The sequence below is a fragment of the Salmonella sp. SG203 genome (assembly GCF_013350575.1).
Taxonomy (GTDB): domain Bacteria; phylum Pseudomonadota; class Gammaproteobacteria; order Enterobacterales; family Enterobacteriaceae; genus Salmonella; species Salmonella enterica.
In genome coordinates this window covers 60,879-79,525 of record NZ_SNMT01000005.1, presented here as the reverse complement: position 1 = coordinate 79,525, position 18,647 = coordinate 60,879, and the positions used below count along the sequence as shown (strand labels likewise).

At 52.4% G+C, this 18,647-nt stretch carries 18 protein-coding genes; 2 read left to right on the top strand and 16 right to left on the bottom strand.

Features of this window, described 5'->3' with window-relative positions:
* Nucleotides 1-59: 59 nt before the first annotated feature.
* Nucleotides 60-1,289, top strand: a complete 1,230-nt coding sequence (locus HV477_RS09775; RefSeq protein WP_000245322.1) for a polysaccharide deacetylase family protein — start codon at nucleotides 60-62, stop codon at nucleotides 1,287-1,289.
* A 6-nt stretch (nucleotides 1,290-1,295) separates the two neighbouring features.
* Here the strand turns inward: HV477_RS09775 and panD are convergent, their stop codons facing one another.
* The 16 genes from panD to thpR form a co-directional block, all read right to left on the bottom strand.
* Complete coding sequence (gene panD, locus HV477_RS09770) at nucleotides 1,296-1,676, bottom strand: aspartate 1-decarboxylase (protein ID WP_000621526.1); 381 nt, start codon at nucleotides 1,674-1,676, stop codon at nucleotides 1,296-1,298.
* A 94-nt stretch (nucleotides 1,677-1,770) separates the two neighbouring features.
* Complete coding sequence (gene panC, locus HV477_RS09765; RefSeq protein ID WP_079898668.1) at nucleotides 1,771-2,625, bottom strand: pantoate--beta-alanine ligase; 855 nt, start codon at nucleotides 2,623-2,625, stop codon at nucleotides 1,771-1,773.
* Nucleotides 2,626-2,750: 125 nt separating this feature from the next.
* Nucleotides 2,751-3,545 (bottom strand): 3-methyl-2-oxobutanoate hydroxymethyltransferase, encoded by a 795-nt coding sequence (gene panB, locus HV477_RS09760; RefSeq protein ID WP_079898666.1) that lies wholly within the window; start codon nucleotides 3,543-3,545, stop codon nucleotides 2,751-2,753.
* Nucleotides 3,546-3,654: 109 nt separating this feature from the next.
* Nucleotides 3,655-4,830 carry a fimbrial-like adhesin gene (locus tag HV477_RS09755; protein WP_000924984.1) on the bottom strand — a complete coding sequence of 392 codons (1,176 nt, stop codon included), beginning with the start codon at nucleotides 4,828-4,830 and terminating at the stop codon, nucleotides 3,655-3,657.
* Nucleotides 4,831-4,866: 36 nt separating this feature from the next.
* Nucleotides 4,867-5,451 carry a fimbrial-like protein gene (locus tag HV477_RS09750; RefSeq protein ID WP_001253683.1) on the bottom strand — a complete coding sequence of 195 codons (585 nt, stop codon included), beginning with the start codon at nucleotides 5,449-5,451 and terminating at the stop codon, nucleotides 4,867-4,869.
* A gap of 11 nt (nucleotides 5,452-5,462) precedes the next feature.
* Nucleotides 5,463-6,071, bottom strand: a complete 609-nt coding sequence (staE, locus tag HV477_RS09745; protein WP_000744143.1) for a fimbrial protein StaE — start codon at nucleotides 6,069-6,071, stop codon at nucleotides 5,463-5,465.
* Between the two features lie 14 nt (nucleotides 6,072-6,085).
* Nucleotides 6,086-6,652, bottom strand: coding sequence for a fimbrial protein (locus HV477_RS09740; RefSeq protein ID WP_000827925.1), 567 nt, complete (start codon nucleotides 6,650-6,652; stop codon nucleotides 6,086-6,088).
* Entirely contained in the window at nucleotides 6,639-9,245 is a 2,607-nt protein-coding gene (locus HV477_RS09735; RefSeq protein ID WP_052932269.1) for an outer membrane usher protein, read from the bottom strand. The genes HV477_RS09740 and HV477_RS09735 overlap by 14 nt, the downstream gene beginning before the upstream one ends.
* A gap of 59 nt (nucleotides 9,246-9,304) precedes the next feature.
* Entirely contained in the window at nucleotides 9,305-10,039 is a 735-nt protein-coding gene (locus tag HV477_RS09730) for a fimbrial chaperone (RefSeq protein ID WP_000967610.1), read from the bottom strand.
* Between the two features lie 178 nt (nucleotides 10,040-10,217).
* Nucleotides 10,218-10,802 (bottom strand): fimbrial protein, encoded by a 585-nt coding sequence (locus tag HV477_RS09725; RefSeq protein WP_000709193.1) that lies wholly within the window; start codon nucleotides 10,800-10,802, stop codon nucleotides 10,218-10,220.
* A gap of 387 nt (nucleotides 10,803-11,189) precedes the next feature.
* The gene (gene folK, locus HV477_RS09720) at nucleotides 11,190-11,669 is read right to left on the bottom strand and encodes a 2-amino-4-hydroxy-6-hydroxymethyldihydropteridine diphosphokinase (RefSeq protein ID WP_000150775.1); all 480 of its coding nucleotides are present in this window, start codon (nucleotides 11,667-11,669) and stop codon (nucleotides 11,190-11,192) included.
* Nucleotides 11,666-13,063, bottom strand: a complete 1,398-nt coding sequence (gene pcnB, locus HV477_RS09715; RefSeq protein ID WP_204376218.1) for a polynucleotide adenylyltransferase PcnB — start codon at nucleotides 13,061-13,063, stop codon at nucleotides 11,666-11,668. The genes folK and pcnB overlap by 4 nt, the downstream gene beginning before the upstream one ends.
* Nucleotides 13,064-13,224: 161 nt before the next feature.
* Nucleotides 13,225-14,121: a tRNA glutamyl-Q(34) synthetase GluQRS gene (gene gluQRS, locus HV477_RS09710; protein WP_076737690.1), complete on the bottom strand. Its 897-nt coding sequence runs from the start codon at nucleotides 14,119-14,121 to the stop codon at nucleotides 13,225-13,227.
* A 68-nt stretch (nucleotides 14,122-14,189) separates the two neighbouring features.
* Nucleotides 14,190-14,645, bottom strand: a complete 456-nt coding sequence (gene dksA, locus HV477_RS09705; protein ID WP_001155232.1) for an RNA polymerase-binding protein DksA — start codon at nucleotides 14,643-14,645, stop codon at nucleotides 14,190-14,192.
* Nucleotides 14,646-14,821: 176 nt separating this feature from the next.
* Nucleotides 14,822-15,526, bottom strand: a complete 705-nt coding sequence (sfsA, locus tag HV477_RS09700; protein ID WP_000899412.1) for a DNA/RNA nuclease SfsA — start codon at nucleotides 15,524-15,526, stop codon at nucleotides 14,822-14,824.
* A 16-nt stretch (nucleotides 15,527-15,542) separates the two neighbouring features.
* Complete coding sequence (gene thpR, locus HV477_RS09695) at nucleotides 15,543-16,073, bottom strand: RNA 2',3'-cyclic phosphodiesterase (RefSeq protein WP_001748937.1); 531 nt, start codon at nucleotides 16,071-16,073, stop codon at nucleotides 15,543-15,545.
* 72 nt (nucleotides 16,074-16,145) lie between these two features.
* On the opposite strand from thpR, the gene hrpB reads away from it, so the two are divergent.
* Entirely contained in the window at nucleotides 16,146-18,575 is a 2,430-nt protein-coding gene (hrpB, locus tag HV477_RS09690) for an ATP-dependent helicase HrpB (RefSeq protein ID WP_167668473.1), read from the top strand.
* Nucleotides 18,576-18,647 lie beyond the last annotated feature (72 nt).

The window sequence follows — 18,647 nt, the reverse complement described above, 5'->3', positions numbered from 1 at the left end:
AATACCATTGACGACGCTTTTGCTACAATAACGGCGTTTTTTCGCCTCGGTTATGATATATGGTTATGCGCGTTGTTCTTATTTTGCTGTTCTTTTTCGCCGGTAATGTGTTGGCTGCCTTGCCCGCTCGTTATATGCAAACGACGAAAGATGCCGCCATCTGGTCGCAGATTGGCGACAAAATGGTGACCGTAGGGAATATCCGCGCCGGACAAATTCTTTCCGTAACGCCTGTTGCGGTTGATTATTATGCCTTTAAATTTGGCTTCGGTGTGGGGTTTATCGATAAAGGCCATCTGGAACCCGTGCAGGGAAAACAAAAAGTGGAAGATGGGCTGGGCGATCTTAACAAGCCGCTCAGCAATCAGAATCTGGTGACCTGGAAGGACACGCCGGTGTATAACGCGCCGGACATCAGTAGCGCCCCGTTTGGCGTATTGGTGGATAATTTGCGTTACCCCATTATTAGCAAGCTGAAAGGCCGGCTACATCAAACCTGGTATCAGATCCGTATTGGCGACAGGCTGGCTTATGTCAACGCCATGGATGCGCAGGAAGACAACGGCATTCCGATTTTGACCTATCATCACATTTTACGTGATGAAGAGAATACCCGTTTTCGCCATACCTCCACCACGACTTCGGTTCGGGCATTCAGCAACCAAATGACCTGGCTTCGCGATCGCGGCTATGCCACGTTGACGATGTACCAACTGGAGGATTACATCTATAACCGCGCTAATTTTCCGGCGCGCGCGGTGGCTATCACCTTTGATGATGGCCTTAAATCGGTGAGTCGCTATGCGTATCCGGTATTAAAGCAGTACGATATGAAAGCGACGGCATTTATTATCTCATCGCGTATTAAGCGCCATCCGCAAAAATGGAATCCCAGGTCGCTGCAATTTATGAGCGTGTCCGAATTGCGCAAGATAAGCGATGTTTTTGATTTTCAGTCGCATACCCATTTTTTACACCGGGTAGATGGGCATCGCCGCCCGATTTTATATAGCCGCAGCTACCATAATATTCTGTTTGATTTTGAACGCTCGCGGCGGGCGCTCACACAGTTTACTCCGCACGTATTTTATCTTTCTTATCCCTTTGGCGGCTATAACGCGACCGCGATCAAAGCAGCAAAAGACGCCGGTTTCCATCTGGCGGTCACCACGGTGAGAGGGAAGGTGAAGCCGGGAGATAATCCGATGCTGCTCAAAAGATTGTATATTTTACGCACGGATTCGCTGGAAACGATGTCGCGGCTGATAGTCAATCAGCCGCAGGGGTAAGGACTATCAGGCAACCTGGACCGGAATGGCTTTCGCGGTGCGCTTCATTTCGTTGTCGCCTTCAAAGTAGGCCACTTTCGGACGCCATGTCCGGGCTTCTTCATCAGACATGGTGACGAAGCTGGCGATAATCACAATGTCGCCAACTTCAGCGCAGTGCGCCGCCGCACCGTTCACCGAGATGATTCTGGAGCCGCGTTCAGCCGCAATCGCATAGGTTGAGAAACGTTTCCCATTGGTCACGTTCCAGATATCAATCGCTTCGTTTTCCAGAATACCGGAGGCATCAAGGAAATCCTGGTCAATGGCGCAGGAGCCTTCGTAGTGCAGGTCCGCCTGCGTGACTTTTACGCGGTGGAGCTTGCCTTGCAGCATGGTGCGAATCATAACTTCTATACCCTGTCGTTTATCTTGGCTAAGCAGGCGCTTGTAGCCTGCTTTGGAAATTCTCAGGCAGTATTGCCCGATTTTTAACCCCTGTCTACTGGGCTAATGTAACGCTTTGATTATCGATCAGACGCGCCTGTCCCAGCCAGGCGGCAGCCAGAATCACTGCGCGTTTGCTGGTTTCCGTCAGCTCCAGCAGCGTGTCGGCATCACGGATTTGAATGTCGTCGGCACGGAAGCCTTTTTCATTCAGTTCCTGTTCGGCAATGGCAATAATCTCTTGCAGCTCACGATCACCCGCAATCAGTTTTTCAGCGATGCTATTCATCACGTTGTATAGACCCGGCGCAATTTTGCGCTGCTCTGCAGTCAGATAAGCGTTACGTGAGCTGAGCGCCAGCCCGTCTTTGGCGCGAATAATCGGCACGCCGACGATCTCAATGTCATAACTCATATCCGCCACCATTTTGCGGATCAGCGCCAGTTGCTGGAAATCCTTCTCGCCAAAGCAGGCGATATCCGGCTGGATCAGGTTGAACAGCTTGCTGACGATAGTCGAGACGCCGCGGAAATGACCTGGACGGCTGGCGCCTTCCAGCATGGTAGAGAGGCCGGGAACATCAACGTACGTCTGGCCTTCCAGCCCATGCGGGTAGATTTCCTCAACGGCTGGCGCAAAGACATAATCGACTTTGCGTTTGTTCAGCTTTTCACAATCTTCCTGCAGCGTGCGCGGATAGCGCACCAGATCGTCCGGCCGATCAAATTGCATCGGGTTGACGAAAATGCTGACGATGACCACATCGGCCTGGGCTTTTGCCTCATCGACCAGCTTCATATGGCCGTCGTGCAGGTTGCCCATAGTGGGAACCAGTGCGACGCGTTTGCCTTCCTGACGCAGACGGCGAATATGCTGGCGCAGCAGCGGCAGGGTTTCAATGATTAGCACAACAAAACTCCTTGAGTTGCTTGATGATCCTGCCCGATGGCGCTGCGCTTATCAGGCCTACATCCGTTGAGGATCTGTAGGCCGGATAAGACGCGTCGCGTCGCCATCCGGCACGGTCAGAAAAATTAGTGAAAGCTGTGTTCTTCGCCCGGATAAACGCCGGACTCCACTTCAGCCATATACTGCTGTACGGCGGCGCGCATGTCGCCCGCTTCGGCAAGGAAATTTTTCGCGAATTTTGGAATATGACCGCCGGTGATGCCAAACGCATCGTGCATCACCAGGATCTGACCGTCGGTGACGTTGCCCGCGCCGATGCCGATCACCGGAATCGACAGCGCTTCCGTGACGCGCTTCGCCAGCTCAACCGGCACGCATTCCAGCACCAGCAGTTGAGCGCCAGCGGCTTCTAAAGCCAGCGCATCATCCAGCAGTACCTGCCCGGCATCGCCGCGGCCCTGAATTTTATAGCCGCCGAAGATATTCACCGACTGGGGCGTTAATCCCAGATGGCCACACACCGGCACGGCGCGTTCGGTGAGCATTTTCACCGTATCAACCAACCATGCGCCGCCTTCGATTTTGACCATGTTGGCCCCCGCACGCATCACGATAGCCGCGTTTTCAAACGCCTGTTCCGGCGTGGCGTAAGCCATAAACGGCAGGTCGGAGAGCAGCAGGCAGTTCGGCGCACCGCGGCGTACCGCACGGGTGTGGTAGGCGATATCTTCCACGGTGACCGGCAGGGTGGAGTCGTGCCCCTGAATTGTCATGCCCAGCGAGTCGCCAACCAGCATCACATTGATGCCTTCATCGGCGAAGAGTTTGGCGAAGCTGTAATCGTACGCGGTAATGGTGGCGAAGCGCTTTTTCTCTTGTTTGCATTTCTGCAGCACAGCGATAGTAGTGGGTTTGCTCATAACCTCTCCGGCCATAATATTGATGAATAGAATGGCCGCATTGTAGGGGAAGAGAACCGCAAGCGTTAGCCCTTTCTGGGCAAATTGCGTTGCGGTTCGTTATAGGATTTTACGGATAGGTGATTGAAAATTGAGCGGTGGCTTTGAAATCACCTGGATTGATTGTTGGATTGTCACCATCGGGCTTTAAGGTTGCCTGGAAATACAACGATTTTGTCGCGCTTCCTACCGGGCTGCCGTCTCCGGTGTTATTGGTGGTGTCTTTATAAATTGAGCTTGAGTCGTTAGGTTTGAGTACCATCTGGGCGCTCGAACTACTTTTCAAACCTTCAATTAAAACGCCAATGCCGCTGGCTTTCGTGTTGCTGGTTGAATTGTTGGTTAGTAGCGAGGTGTTTTTCGTCCCGACATTATTACTGGCCAATTTAACTTCAATATTATTGATGTACTGGCAGGAGGAGAGATTGATCTGGAACTTGGTCGGCGACAGCCCTTCCATAATCTGCTTTGGATAAAAGCTACCCAGCTTAACCGTTGATCCCGAAACATTGGTGCCGCTAATGGTGCTGGCCGAGCAGGTTGGCCAGACGGCCTTAAGTCCTGTGGCGGCGAGGTTAAACTTCATTTTATAGTTTGATAATCCGCTGCCCGGGTTATCAATGTAGAAATCGGAGTCGCCGTTTTTAGACAGCGTAAAGCTTTGAAGCTGGGCTTCCGTCGGCGCGAAGTCAGAGTCGACATAGGCATAGATTTTCAGGCCATACATTAATTTGCCAAGGTTGCTATAAACATTTGTTCTGGAGCAGGCTGACGGAAATTCCGTGAACTCGCTGGTGATCGGCGTTGAGGTCTTATCAAACCAGAAGGTGCTTGAGGTCATATTCTCTGCTGGCTGAAGGAAGGTCATCTCAATGGTGAAATAAAAACCGGGGATTGAGGTTTTATACAGCGGATGTCCATTATAGCTTTTGCCAGCAGAGATATAATTATGGGTCAGTTGAAGGTAGGTGTGGTTGCCGCTGCCGTTACAGAACATCTCCATAACGTACTGGATGCCGGACCAGTTAAAAACGGTAATCTGGCGCAGCGCCGTTTCCTTATGAATCGCGATGGTCTGCCCAAAATTGTGGCTGTTATCAGTGAATACCGAATCCCCGCTTGGGCCATCATGTTCACTGGAGGCGTAGTCGCCAACGACCAGGGTAGTATTTATGGCATAACAGTTGGACATGATAGCCATCATCAGGAAAAAGGCGGCAAACCATGTTGTGTTTTTTAAAAGCATATTAACGATATCCTTTCGTTTAATAAAATCTCCTGATTATTCATAGGAGACATTCACCAGTACACGGCTGCTAAGTTCACCGGTCGTCACTTTTTCGGCACTGCGTATTTTTTGCATTCTGGAGTAAAAGGTCCAGACGGTGTCGCTGTAGGTGCTGGCAGCAAAAGTCGCCCGCGATGAACCATCCGTATTAAGCACGTTGGTGCGTGGTGAATCGGTGGTGAAAATCACCACGCCGACATTGTCTACGCCACCAGCATCGGTAGCGATGTCATTAGGAAAAACTTGTTGATTCTCAGGTGAGAACTGCCCGTTTAGTGGTGCGAAATTAAAGGTAACATTGGTTATTTTACCATCACTGATCGGGCAAGAAATAAGCTTAATGGTGAACTCTTTCCCCCCCTCATAATCGGTTTCCGCGGTAATGCCATCGGCAAAATAGGCGGGCGCTATGGTGGCGAAGTTTACCGTTCCATTGCCATCTATCTTTATCTGGCAGGTGTCCTTCTGCACGCTGGCGGTGAAATTCACATTGGTATCGGCGTACAGCGTCGCGCTAAACAGGGCTGTTGCCAGCCCTGAAAATAACGTGGCGAGCGTGGGTTCGCGCAAACGTCTCATTGGTATCACCATTACTGGTAAGTGATGGTGAAGGTGGTGGGCGAGTAGAAATCTCCCGCTGTCATATTTTGAAGCGTACCGCCGCTTTGAGCGACCATCATAGCGCTTAAAGGAAAATCAACAGGCGTTGTTACACTTGCACCAGATAAATCTACGGTTTGTTCTGGTTTCGACCAGCAGTGAAGTTTTACCGCGCCAGTGCCTCCAGGGGTTTCTGTCGTCCATACTTCCATGGCGACCATTGCTGCCTTTGTTGTTGAAGTCGAGGCATTTGCGAATTGCCCATCAGTGCCGCTGCTCCCCGGGCATGCTACATTATTTGGGGCTAGTCTGAACTTAGCTTTTTTATCTTTGAGACCGACACAATCACTGAACCGTAACTTAAAGGGTTTTATTTTACTTTTTGCATATACTTCAGAAATGTAAACGTTGCCAAAAGCGATAGTATCGGTAATGGTATCACCTTCAACCACGGATGCAGAACACGTACCCGCAGTGATATTGGCGTTCACGGTCAGGTCCAGACTGTTGGTTCCATCGGCATATGTCATCGTTGATATGCCAGCTCCCGTGGCAATCAGCGAGCTAAAAATCACGACGCGCAATATTTGCTTTTTCATTATCATCGTCCTTGTTATTGATAAGTGAAGTTAAACGTAGCGGTTGAGCTGAAAGCACCTGTGGTACCCGCGCCGTCGGTCAGTTCACGCAGCGCGACCGTCATTTCCACTTCGTTTGCTGCGCGCTCGTCGGAAGTCCAGCTAAATGAGCCTGAGCCGGGCGTGAAATAGGTTTCATCGGTAGTGCTTTTGCGCTTAAAGCCCATGCCAACATTGGTGGCAGCGCCGCTTGCCGCTGATTGGTTTTTGATAAAATTGCCGCTGGCATCTGTGGAGCTGGCAAGCGTGGTGGTGATTTTGGTCAGAGCGGCACTGCAATCCTTCGCGACAAACTTAAAGTTTTTCTGCGATTCCGCTGATTTTTTTATAATTTTATCCAACCCGACATCGCCGACGTTCAGCGTATAGCCGCTGGTGGCATCACCCGATAAGTTCGAGCCATCTAACGCCGCAATTGACATGCTGCAGGTCGTGGCTAACACGGTGGCGGTAAAGTCGACGTTGATATTTTCCGCCTGACTGGTAAGCGGAAATATCACGGCGAGCACAGAGGCTGCTAAAAGGTATTTATTCCTTTTCATTGTCTATTCCATTTGATTTAAGGTTATTAACACGACAGGTTATGTGGTCTAACAGTAAGGTCTGGCTGGACCCTACCGTTTGTTGCGTTGCCGGCAACGCAAAGGTTGCTAAACAAGTTGCTGGCTGGTTTTCTTCAAACCAGCGTACTGAGAGTTCGCCTGCATCGCTGATGCCGCGAACAAAAGCCTGACCGCCCTGGCCCATGTTGCCGATCTGCACATCGTTCTCGTAGACTTCTGCGCCAAATGGTAGGGCTTTTCCGTCATTACGGGACATGTTGAGAATGACCGAGCGCCCCTGGTCAGTTTCGAAACTGGCTAAGACTACCGCGCCATCACGCGGTATCAGGGTTGTACTGGTGCTCTTTAGTTCGACATCGTTTTCCAGCGTGTCGATATCAATATTGACCTGGTTTTCTCTGTAGGCGGAAAGCGAGTTCGTCGCGCCGTAGCCCCAGCGATCGATGGTGCTGTTGCCGCCATTGATGCGCGCGCCTTTCGCGCCGGGGGCTTTTACCAGCACGATGGCATCGCTATTACCGAAGTTATCGTTAGTGAACGTCACTCCACCGCCATGCAGGACAAAGCCTCCGGTTGTGGCGAGCGAATATTGTCGGCTGCTGTCATTATTGGCAGAGGCTGAAGCAGTAACATCTCCCCAGGGGGACTGATAGCTGGCGTAGCCGCCGACATCGGTGATGTTCTTTTCATTTTTCTGCATGGTGTAGCCGGTGTTCACGCTGTAGTTCAGCGTGTGGTCTTCACTGCTGCCGTTGCTGTTCATGCTCAACTGGTGCCCGCCGTCAAAATCAGTGCGCATTTGCGCCGTCAGTGAGCTGAAACCCGACTTACGGCGACCGCCGCCCAGCAGATTCTCCAGCGGAACGTTGAAGTTGATATAGAGCGAATCATCTTTTTCGCCATCTTCATCCCAGGATCTCTGGAGGTTGATACTGAGGCTGCCCCACGAAAAACCTCTTCCGTAGCCGAGGCTATAGTCGGTACGGCTTTCATTGGTAGCCCAGTAGTCGGTCCAGGAGCCTGAGAGGAAAAAGGAACCGTAGTCGACTTCCTTAAACCTCAACGGTTGGTTTATGCTGACCGTGACCTGGTTTTTCATGCGCGAATAGTTAAGCATGGTGTTGCGATCGTCCGCGTCTTTATGTTTCGCGTCATCAATCAGCTGTAGCGCATCATTCAGGCCCAGGTAGTCCTGCGTTGAATAACGATATGCCGCTACGTTAAAGGAGGTTGCCGTCGGTTCAATCAGCTTGTTCCACGTCAGTCGGTAGCTCTGGCCCTTATAGGTTTTATCCTCAGGGATCTCTGTACGAGACTGAGTGACATCAAGTGCAAATGCGCCAAGAGGGGTGTTGAGGCCGACACCCAGCAACCCGGCAAGATAGTTATTATCTGTTCCCTGAACACCTGTATAGAGGGTCAAAAAGTTATTAAGGCCGTAGTAATATGAACCTTGCGCCATATAGGGCTTGTCATGAAGCTCATCGTCATTCACTTCACCGGCGCTGAAATCCCAACGTCCGACGCCCGGGCGCTGCATCTGCATAACCGAGGAGAATGGCTGGCTAAAGGTGCGTTTACTGCCGTCGGCCTCCTCAACGGTGACGATGAGGTCGCTACCGTAGCCGGAAGGACTGATGTCGCTGATTTCAAAGGGGCCTGGCGGTACCGTGGACTCATAAATTTTGTAGCCGCCCTGGGTTATGCTGACCTTGGCGTTACTGTTTGCTACGCCGCGAATAATCGGCGCATAGTTGGCAAGCTGCGAAGGTAGCATTCGGTTGTCGCTATACAGACGAGCCCCGCGAATGCTTACGGAGTCAAATGTTTCGCCCGTGGTATAGGTTTCACCGACAACAAGTTGAGAGCGCATTGAAGGCAGATCGCGCTGCAAGTAGCGATTCTGGTAGTCAAAGGAGCTTCCTGAGTCTTTCGTCCAGTTATAGTTGCCGTTGGCGCGAAAACGCCATGCGCCGAGGTTAATACCGGTGTTAAACGCCGCATACATACTGTCATTATCGGCGTTGCCATTGGTGCTGTGATAGCCGTTCGCCGAGTAGGACAGAAGCGCTGCCGGAATACCATCTTCCCACAGCGAAGGCTCAACATAGCCGTCATAACCTTCAATGAGCCACGCCTGAGGTACGGTAATATCCAGACGCTGTTCGCCCATATCAAAATTGACCTCTGAATGCGCGATGGCGACGGGAAGGTTCAGACAATCTTGATCTTCTTCCTCCCCTTTTTTCAGAATTTGATTGGTCGCATTGATTTCTGGCTGTTTGATATGCAACTGCGCCAGATTTTTTTGTGTCAGGCAGGCTTCTGCACTGACCTTGCCGATATCGATAAAGGGTATGGACAGGCTTGATACGGGGTTTTCGTTGACGAAAACTTTTACGCTATACGTTCCGACAGGCGTTGGGTTGCCGTCGGAGTATTTGCTGATATCGATTGTGGAGGCGCTACTCCCCATTAAAAAGGAACTGTCGTATTCAACGCTTTCAGCGGAAATACTGCTCTGGCTATAAAATAGCGCACAGCAAACTGCGAGCATCGTTTTCTTCGGCATGGCCTTGGAATGTGGAAAGTTTTGCACCGATTTCTTCATCCTGATTCTTGGTTAATCCGTTACAGCGATACGGAACCTTCAATCAAACCGCCAAAATCATTAATGGCGTGATACTCCAGTTTTCCGGCGCTAGCGCCTGACAAGCCTTTCACGGTGAAGGATGATTTACTGAAAGGCGCAACCATGGTGGCTTCAACGTCATAACGTTTACCGCCTGCAGTGTAGGTAGCGTCATTAAATGAGACGAAATACGGAGTTGAGTTATCAGCACGTAGTACCGCGTGGCCTTGTTCGCTCGCTATTTGCCACTTCAGTTGTTTTGCCGCTTCAGCAGGCTGGCCCTTTAGTCCTGTTGGGCGATAGAACAGTTTGATACGGGTACGAAAAGCCAGTTGCAGTAAGCTTTTATTCTCTTCTTTGCTGGTATCCGCTTTTGGCGGTACTTCCAGTACGTTAAACCAGAAGACGCTTTCCCGGTCTTTCGGCAGCGCGCTGGCCTGGGTATACATAATTTTTACCGATTGCCCACGTTTAGGCTCAACGCGTGAAACCGGGGGGGTAGAAACGAAAGGCGCTTTAATACTCCCGGGATCGTCGTTATCGTTACCCAGGTCTATCCAGTTTTGGACTAATAATGGGCGGGTACCCTTATTTTCCAGTCGTATACTGACGTCTTTTTTATTTTCGTCATAAACGATTCTGGTGCCCGAGATAATAATATCCGCATAGCTAAAGGTACTAAATACAGCACTGGCTAATACGATGGCGGTCAGGCTTTTTTTTACATACAACATAAGCGTTCCTTGCCTGTAGAAGATAATGAAATCAACTTTGAATTTAATTAAATTGAATGAACCCCCGGAATCGTTGAAATAATTCCTGGACCCCGAAGGTTATATGAGATCAATAACTGATAAGCACGCTAACTCAAGGAAAGGTACGAGTACTTATTAGTGATAACCGTATGTCCTGTTACTGGTAAGTAAAGGTATACATTGCGTTCGTGGTTACATGACCGGTAGTCACTTCTTTAGAAGCATCGGCACGAACGTAAGACGCCATAAAGTTATAGGTTGCAACTTTGTTTTTGAAGGACGCTTCATGAATTTCAGCGCCATCGATTTTAACCTGAGTTTTGGTATCGGCATCATGGATGGCGATATTCACGTTTTCAGCCCCAGTTTCACCAGCCACAGACAGTGTGGTGTCATTGTCAAGAGTGCCGGTAGTGTTAGAGAATGACGAATCCATTACCAGAGAAGCCTTAGTGGCATCAGTTACATCAGCCGCGCCTGAGCAATCCAGGATGATAGAGAACGGAGCCGGAAGCGCGCCGTATGCGTTAGCAGCAACGCCTTCAGTGATATCGCCTGGGGCTGCTGTAGTCAGATATACGTCACCATCAGTCGCTTGATTACCGCGTGAAGAGGAAACTACTTTAGAACAGGTTGTTGCGCTCACTAAACCGTGGAATTCGATCTGGCCGCCTTCAACTGCCATTGCGGAAGTAGAACCCATAGCCATAACCATTGCGGCAGCTAAAATCGCTTTTTTCATTGCTGTATCCTTACAGGATTGAAATGTTAATAAATTAAATATCTACTAATTTATATTAAATAGCAGGGCTTGGATTTTAGCGTTTGAGGATAACTTTTGTATAATATTTGTTATTTATTGTTTTTTGCGATGAATTACCTCTGATTATATTTAAGGATGTTCTGACATTTTATTCATTGTGTTATTAATAGTGTTATTCATGATGTGTATGTTTAATTGCATTAAGCGGCTGTTTTTTAAACGGATAGCTGAAATACATGGTTTGTTGTTATGTTGTATAATATACGACTGCTTTCATGATTATTTCTAACAAGAGTATTTAGTTTATCTAATTATACGAAATAACAGCATAGAAACTATTTGTTGAATTGATAATAGGGGTATTTCTTACCAACGATCGGGACAGGGAGACATTTGGGACATCAGCTCGATCAGCAGACCTTTATCGTCGGGAAACACCAGCTCCGGAGCGATTTCGAATAACGGCCACAGCATAAAGCCGCGGTTTTTCATGTCGTAGTGCGGCACGGTCAGACGGTCGGTGTTAATGACTTCATCGCCAAACAGCATAATGTCGAGATCCAGCGTGCGCGGCCCCCAGCGTTCGGCCTTGCGCACCCGGCCCTGTTGCAGCTCAATGCGCTGGGTATGGTTAAGCAATTCTTCGGGGGCGAGAGCGGTATCCAGCGCCACCGCAGCGTTCAGGTAATCGGGCTGATCCTGTGGGCCAAGCGGCGGCGTGCGGTAAAACGAAGAAACCGCGACGATACGGCTATCGGGAATGTCGGCGATAGCCTTCAGGGCGGCATTGACCTGCTCCAGCGGAGAGGCCAGATTACTGCCAAGCGCGATATACGCGATCGTCATACGGTGCCCTCGCGGCGCGGCGCGCGTTTGCGCGGACGTGAACGACGGCGGCGTGGAGCAGGATCGTCGTCCAGCTCGTTGAGCATCCCTTTTTGTTCCGGCGGCGCGGAAGCCTGAAACTCGGCCCACCACTGCGCCAGACGTTGCAGTTCAGTATTATTTTCCACCTGAGCGCGCAGCTCCAGCAAATCAAACGCGGCGCGGAATTTGGGATGTTCCATCAGTTTCCAGGCGCGTTTGCCCTGACGACGGGACATGCGTAACTGAAGCTGCCAAATATCACGGGTCAGCGTGGTAAGGCGTTTCGGGATCGCCAGTGAACGGCAGGCTTCATCCAGCACGTCATTCATGGCCAGCGCGAAAGCATCGTAATAGGCAAGGCCGCTCTCCTGAGCGATTTTTTGCGCCATCTCCAGCAGCGGATACCAGAACATGGCGGCAAACAAAAACGCCGGGTTAACGCGCATCTCGTTACGGATGCGGTTATCCGTATTCTTCAACACCTGTGCAATGATGCGTTCCATTGCGCTGTCGCCGTTTTCGGTGAAATAACGCGTAATGGTAGGAAACAACGGCTGGAAGAGGTGGTATTCCCGCAGTTGTTGATAGGTTTCATAACCGTTCCCCGCCTGCAACAGCTTCAGCGACTCTTCGAACAGGCGCGCGGGAGGAATGTCGTTTAGCAAGGTTGCCAGACGCGGGATTGGCTCAGCCGTTTCAGGGCTGATACGCATATTGAGCTTCGCAGCGAAACGCACGGCGCGCAGCATTCGAACCGGATCTTCGCGGTAGCGCGTTTCCGGATTGCCGATCAGGCGAATCACGCCTTCTTTCAGATCCTGCATCCCGCCGACGTAATCGCGCACGGTAAAATCCGCCACGCTGTAGTAAAGGCTGTTGATGGTGAAATCGCGGCGCTGGGCATCTTCTTCGATAGAGCCGAAGATGTTGTCGCGCAGCAGCATACCGTTTTGCCCACGCTGGGAGGTCGTACGGTCGCTTTCACTGCCTTCATGATGACCACGAAACGTTGCCACTTCGATAATTTCCGGGCCAAACATCACGTGAGCCAGGCGGAAACGACGCCCCACCAGACGGCAATTGCGGAATAATTTCCGTACCTGATCCGGTGTTGCGTTGGTGGTCACGTCGAAATCCTTCGGCTTTTTACCGAGCAGGAGATCGCGGACGCCGCCGCCGACCAGGTAGGCTTCATAGCCCGCTTTGTTCAGCCTGTACAGTACCTTGAGGGCATTTTCACTGATATCTTTGCGGGAGATAGCGTGCTGTTCACGCGGGATAATCGTCATATGTGGACGGGCGACGGCTTGTTCTGCCTCGCTCTCCTCGCGGCTTAACACCTTACGGCAAAAATTAGCGACTCGGGTAAAAATAGCGCACCTCGGTAGTGTCATACATTAATAAGATCAACTTACTCTATGTCTTTCGCATTACGGCAGACGGGCGTAAGAGAGCAACGCGACCTGGGCTGTAAGCATCATTAACGCCGCAGCAATGCGAAAGACGATGAGCAAAAATAGCGGCTAATCATAGCTCAGCGAGACGCATTTGAGAATGCCGGATTTACATTAGCCGATGTGGGTACGGCTGTAAGCCTCCAGTGCGTCACCGCAAAGCGCAGCAACTCCTCAACAGACATCTCCTGCCACGCTACGACGTCGCGTTGGCCTAAAAAGCGCAATGCCTGGACCAGTACCGGGCGCGGATCGCCTGTCGCAAGCGCAGGGGCATGATTTTGCTTGGAAAGTTTAGCGCCTTGTTCGTTGAGCGCCAGCGGAAGGTGCACGTAAACAGGCGCACGCCAGCCAAACTGTTTATACAGAGAAAGTTGTCGGACAGTGGGTTCGATTAAATCTGCGCCGCGGACGATCTCCGTCACCCCCTGAAAATGATCGTCGACCACCACGGCCAGATTATAAGCAAACAGTCCGTCGCGGCGGTGGATAATAAAATCTTCGCTCGCCAGCTGCGGGTCAGCCTGGATGTCGCCGCGCAAGACATCATGGAAACGCATCACCGGATGCTGCTGTTTAATTCTGACGGCGGCATTCTCCGGCCCGTGGCATAACGTCCGGCAATGGCCGTCGTAAATACCGCCCAGACGTTGAATGCGCGAGCGGGGGCAAGTGCAGTAGTAGCTCAGTCCCTGCTCGTGAAGCCAGGCCAGCGCCTCGCGATAAGCCTCATGACGCTGTGATTGCCATAAGACCTCGCCATCCCAGTGCAGGCCGTAATGTTCCAGCTGGCGCAGAATGGTCGCTGCGGCACCGGGAACTTCACGTGGGGGGTCGATATCCTCGATGCGAACGCGCCAAATTCCGCGTTGCGCACGGGCTTGTAGATAGCTGCCGAGGGCGGCGATTAACGAGCCGAAATGCAGTTCGCCGGATGGCGACGGCGCGAAACGGCCAATATAGTGTGAGTCAGTCATGCTGCGGGCAATAAAGAATAAGGCGGGAAAACTCCCGCCTGTCATAAATAGGGTAGAAACGAACGGGATTAACCCGCCATCTGTTTTTCGCGAATTTCAGCCAGCGTTTTGCAGTCGATGCACAGATCGGCTGTTGGACGCGCTTCCAGGCGGCGGATACCAATCTCCACTCCGCAGGACTCGCAATAACCGAAGTCTTCATCTTCCACTTTCTTCAGCGTCTTCTCGATCTTTTTGATCAGTTTGCGCTCACGGTCACGATTACGTAACTCCAGGCTAAACTCCTCTTCCTGCGCGGCGCGATCGACCGGATCGGGGAAGTTGGCGGCTTCGTCCTGCATGTGCGTCACAGTGCGATCGACTTCATCCCGGAGTTGATTACGCCATGCTTCAAGAATACGCTTGAAGTGCGATAGCTGGGCTTCGTTCATATACTCTTCGCCCGGTTTCTCCTGGTACGGCTCCACCCCAGCGATGGCGAGAATACTCAGGGACGATGTTTTACGGTTTTGCCCTTCTTGCATGTTGCTTCTCCTTAACACGCACTATCGATCCCCATGTTCGGGGGAAAATCAGGTCGCTATAAATAGCAGATGCTTTTCCGGATAGCAATTATCTAAACGTAACACTTGACAACCCTGTGAGGAAAAGCGTATTTACGCACGCGGCCAGAATACTTAATAATCAGGCTGTTATTCCACTACAACGTTATGGGTACTGGTTCGTTCAGTTCCATTTTTTGGGCTGAAAGTTCTGCTTTATAAGCTAAAACTTCCACGCCTTTATTCTGAGCCTCGCTCAATAGCTGCGCGTATTTTATATCGATATGACGTGCGGGTGAAAAACGTGTAATGGCGGAGTGCAGCACCGCGAACACCACCACTGCGCGATGACCTGCCGCCGCAACGCCCATCAACTCCCGAAGATGTTTTTGCCCTCGTTCGGTGATGGCGTCGGGAAAATAACCGTTTTCTTTTTCCGCTAACGTGACCGATTTCACTTCAATATAGCAGTCCGGGCGGAAATCTGCCTGTAACATAAAATCTATACGGCTGCGCTCGGCGCCATATTTGACTTCACTTTTCAGAATATTGTACCCCGCCAGCGCCGGCAGGCGATTCTCCTGAATCGCTTCTTTCGTTAGCTGGTTCGCCCGCAGCGTATTCACGCAAATGAATGCGCCGGATTGCGTTTCAGTCAATTCCCAGGTATGCGGATATTTGCGTTTAGTATTTTCTGATGTCGAATACCAGACGGTATCGCCAGGCGTGGCGCAGCCGGTCATCGCGCCGGTATTAGGACAGTGCAGCGTAAGCGTTGTACCGTCAGGGGTGATCACATCGGCTAAAAAACGTTTATAGCGCTGAATCAGCGTAGCGCGTTGTAAAGGGGGGGAGAATAGCATCGACATTCCTTCATTATTATTCGCTCAGCGTCCAGCGCTGCAGCTCGGCATAGCGGGTACGGCCTTGCCCATACGAAGAGGCGTAAAGCGCAAACGACGTGACCGGAAATGACCAGCAAAAGCCCGGCGGCGGGATAGCCACCGTATGGCTGGCGTCGCGCAGCAGCGTAATATGCGGGTGAAAAGGCTGCGGGCTTTGGTAACAACCGCTGCGGGCGGCCTGCGCGCGCAGCATATTAGCCAACTGCAACAACCCGCGCGGCGGCTGGCGCATCCCCAGCCACACCACGCGCGAACGCAGCCACTGACCGGCGTCATCCAGATGTAGCGTAAAGCCCGGCTGGCGAATTCGTCCGGCCAGTTGCGCAAGCGCGCGCTGCTTATCGCTACTGACGTCGCCTAAAAAGGCCAGCGTCAGGTGTAGGTTCGCCGCTGCGACGGGGCGTCCGTCTTCAGACGCAAAATGGGCGGCGCGCCAGGCGATAATTTGTGCGCGCGCGTCGTCGGGTAAGTCAATCGCAAAAAACAGCCGTTTTGGCTCAGACATAGGGATACTCGGTTATGGATTAACACGATGCTACAATGCGGCGCAAAGAAAGTTAACCCCGTGGAGCCGTTTGTGACGTCATTGCCCGTTGCCGCCGTATTGCCTGAATTGTTGACAGCCCTAAAAACCGCGCCGCAGGTTTTGTTGTCCGCGCCTACCGGGGCGGGGAAATCCACCTGGCTGCCGTTGCAACTCCTGCAACAGGGGCCGGTTGCTGGAAAAATCCTTCTGCTTGAACCGCGTCGTCTGGCGGCGCGTAATGTCGCGCAGCGTCTGGCGGAAGCGTTGAATGAAAAGCCTGGCGAAACGGTAGGTTACCGGATGCGCGCGCAAAGCTGCGTGGGGCCGCGTACCCGGCTGGAAGTGGTGACAGAAGGCGTATTGACCAGAATGATTCAGCGCGATCCCGAATTACGCGGCGTGGGGCTGGTGATACTGGATGAATTTCATGAGCGCAGTTTACAGGCGGATTTAGCGTTGGCGCTGTTGCTGGATATCCAGCAAGGGCTCCGTGACGATCTCAGGCTGTTAATCATGTCTGCGACGCTGGATAACGACAGGCTTTGTCAGCGACTGCCTGATGCGCCGACGATCGTCTCGGAGGGGCGCGCGTTCCCGGTGGAGCGACGTTATCAGCCGCTCGCGACGCATTTGCGTTTTGATGAAGCCGTCGCGATGGCGACAGCGGAACTGTTGCGCAATGAAAACGGTTCGCTGCTGCTATTTTTACCCGGCGTAGGCGAAATACAGCGCGTTCATGAACATCTGGCGTCGCGGGTAGGGAGCGATGTCCTGCTTTGTCCGCTGTATGGCGCATTGTCTCTGGAGGCGCAACGCAAAGCGATTGTTCCGGCACCCGCCGGGATGCGTAAAGTGGTATTGGCGACTAACATTGCCGAAACCAGTTTGACGATTGAAGGGATTCGTCTGGTCGTCGATAGCGCTCAGGAGCGCGTGGCGCGATTCGACGCGCGAACGGGACTGACGCGGCTGGTTACGCAGCGTATCAGTCAGGCGTCAATGACGCAGCGCGCGGGGCGCGCCGGACGACTGGCGCCGGGTATCTGTTTACATCTGCTGGCAAAAGAACAGGCGGAGCGGGCGGCGGCGCAAAGCGATCCGGAAATCTTACACAGCGACCTCTCCGGTTTGTTGATGGAGGTGTTGCAGTGGGGATGTCACGATCCGGCCTCGCTTTTCTGGCTGGACAGGCCGCCGGAGGTGAATCTTCAGGCCGCCCGCCGTTTATTATTGATGTTAGGCGCGCTGGAGGGCGAGCGATTAAGCGCGCGGGGCCGGAAAATGGCGGCAACAGGTAACGATCCGCGCCTGGCGGCGATGTTAGTCAACGCCGGCGAGGGCGATAGCGCCGCCACTGCCGCCATGCTCGCGGCCATCCTTGAGGACCCGCCGCGAGGCGGCGGTACGGATTTAAGCGTGCTATTTTCGCGGCGACAGCCGGGCTGGCAGCAGCGTAGCCAGCAGCTTTTAAAACGGCTGCAGGTGCGTAATGGCGAGCCGGATAGCGCGCTTATTATGCCGCTGTTGGCCAGAGCGTTTAGCGACCGCATCGCGCGGCGTCGCGGTCAGGAAGGGCGCTATCAGTTAGCCAATGGTATGGGCGCGATGTTAGATGCGGATGACGCGTTGGGACGTCATGAATGGCTGATCGCGCCGCTGTTACTGCAAGGTAGCGCCTCGCCGGACGCCCGAATATTGTTGGCGCAGCCGCTGGATATTGCCTCGCTGATTCAGGCGTGTCCTGATTTACTGCGCCAGTCTGACACGGTTGAATGGGACGAGGCGCAGGGAACGTTGAAAGCATGGCGCAGAATGCGTATTGGACAGTTGACGGTTAGCGTTCAGCCACTGGCGAAGCCGTCTGAAGAGGAGCTTCATCAGGCGATGCTGAACGGCATCCGCGATAAAGGTCTGTCCGTCCTTAACTGGACGCCGGAAGCGGAGCAGTTCCGTCTGCGTCTGCACTGTGCGGCGAAATGGCTGCCGGAATATGACTGGCCTGCCGTGGATGAGGCGTCGCTGCTGGCGACTCTGGAAAATTGGTTGCTGCCGCACATGACAGGCGTACAGTCGTTACGGAGTCTGAAATCTCTGAATGTGACTCAGGCGTTACGGGGACTGCTTGACTATGCCATGCTGCAACGTCTGGATAGTGAACTGCCTGGGCATTACACTGTGCCGACGGGAAGCCGAATAACGATTCGTTATCATGAAGATAACCCGCCCGCGCTGGCGGTCAGAATGCAGGAAATGTTTGGCGAAGCGAAGACCCCAACCATCGCTCAGGGCCGCGTGCCGCTGGTGCTGGAACTGCTTTCGCCAGCGCAGCGACCGCTACAGATTACGCGCGATTTAAGCGCTTTCTGGCAGGGGGCGTATCGCGAAGTGCAAAAAGAGATGAAGGGCCGTTACCCCAAACATGTCTGGCCGGACGATCCGGCGAATACGGCCCCAACGCGGCGCACGAAGAAGTATTCGTGACGTGTTATACGTTGCCTCCAGGCCAGATAAGGCGTTAATCGCCATCCGGCAAAAGGGTAAATTGAGAGATTT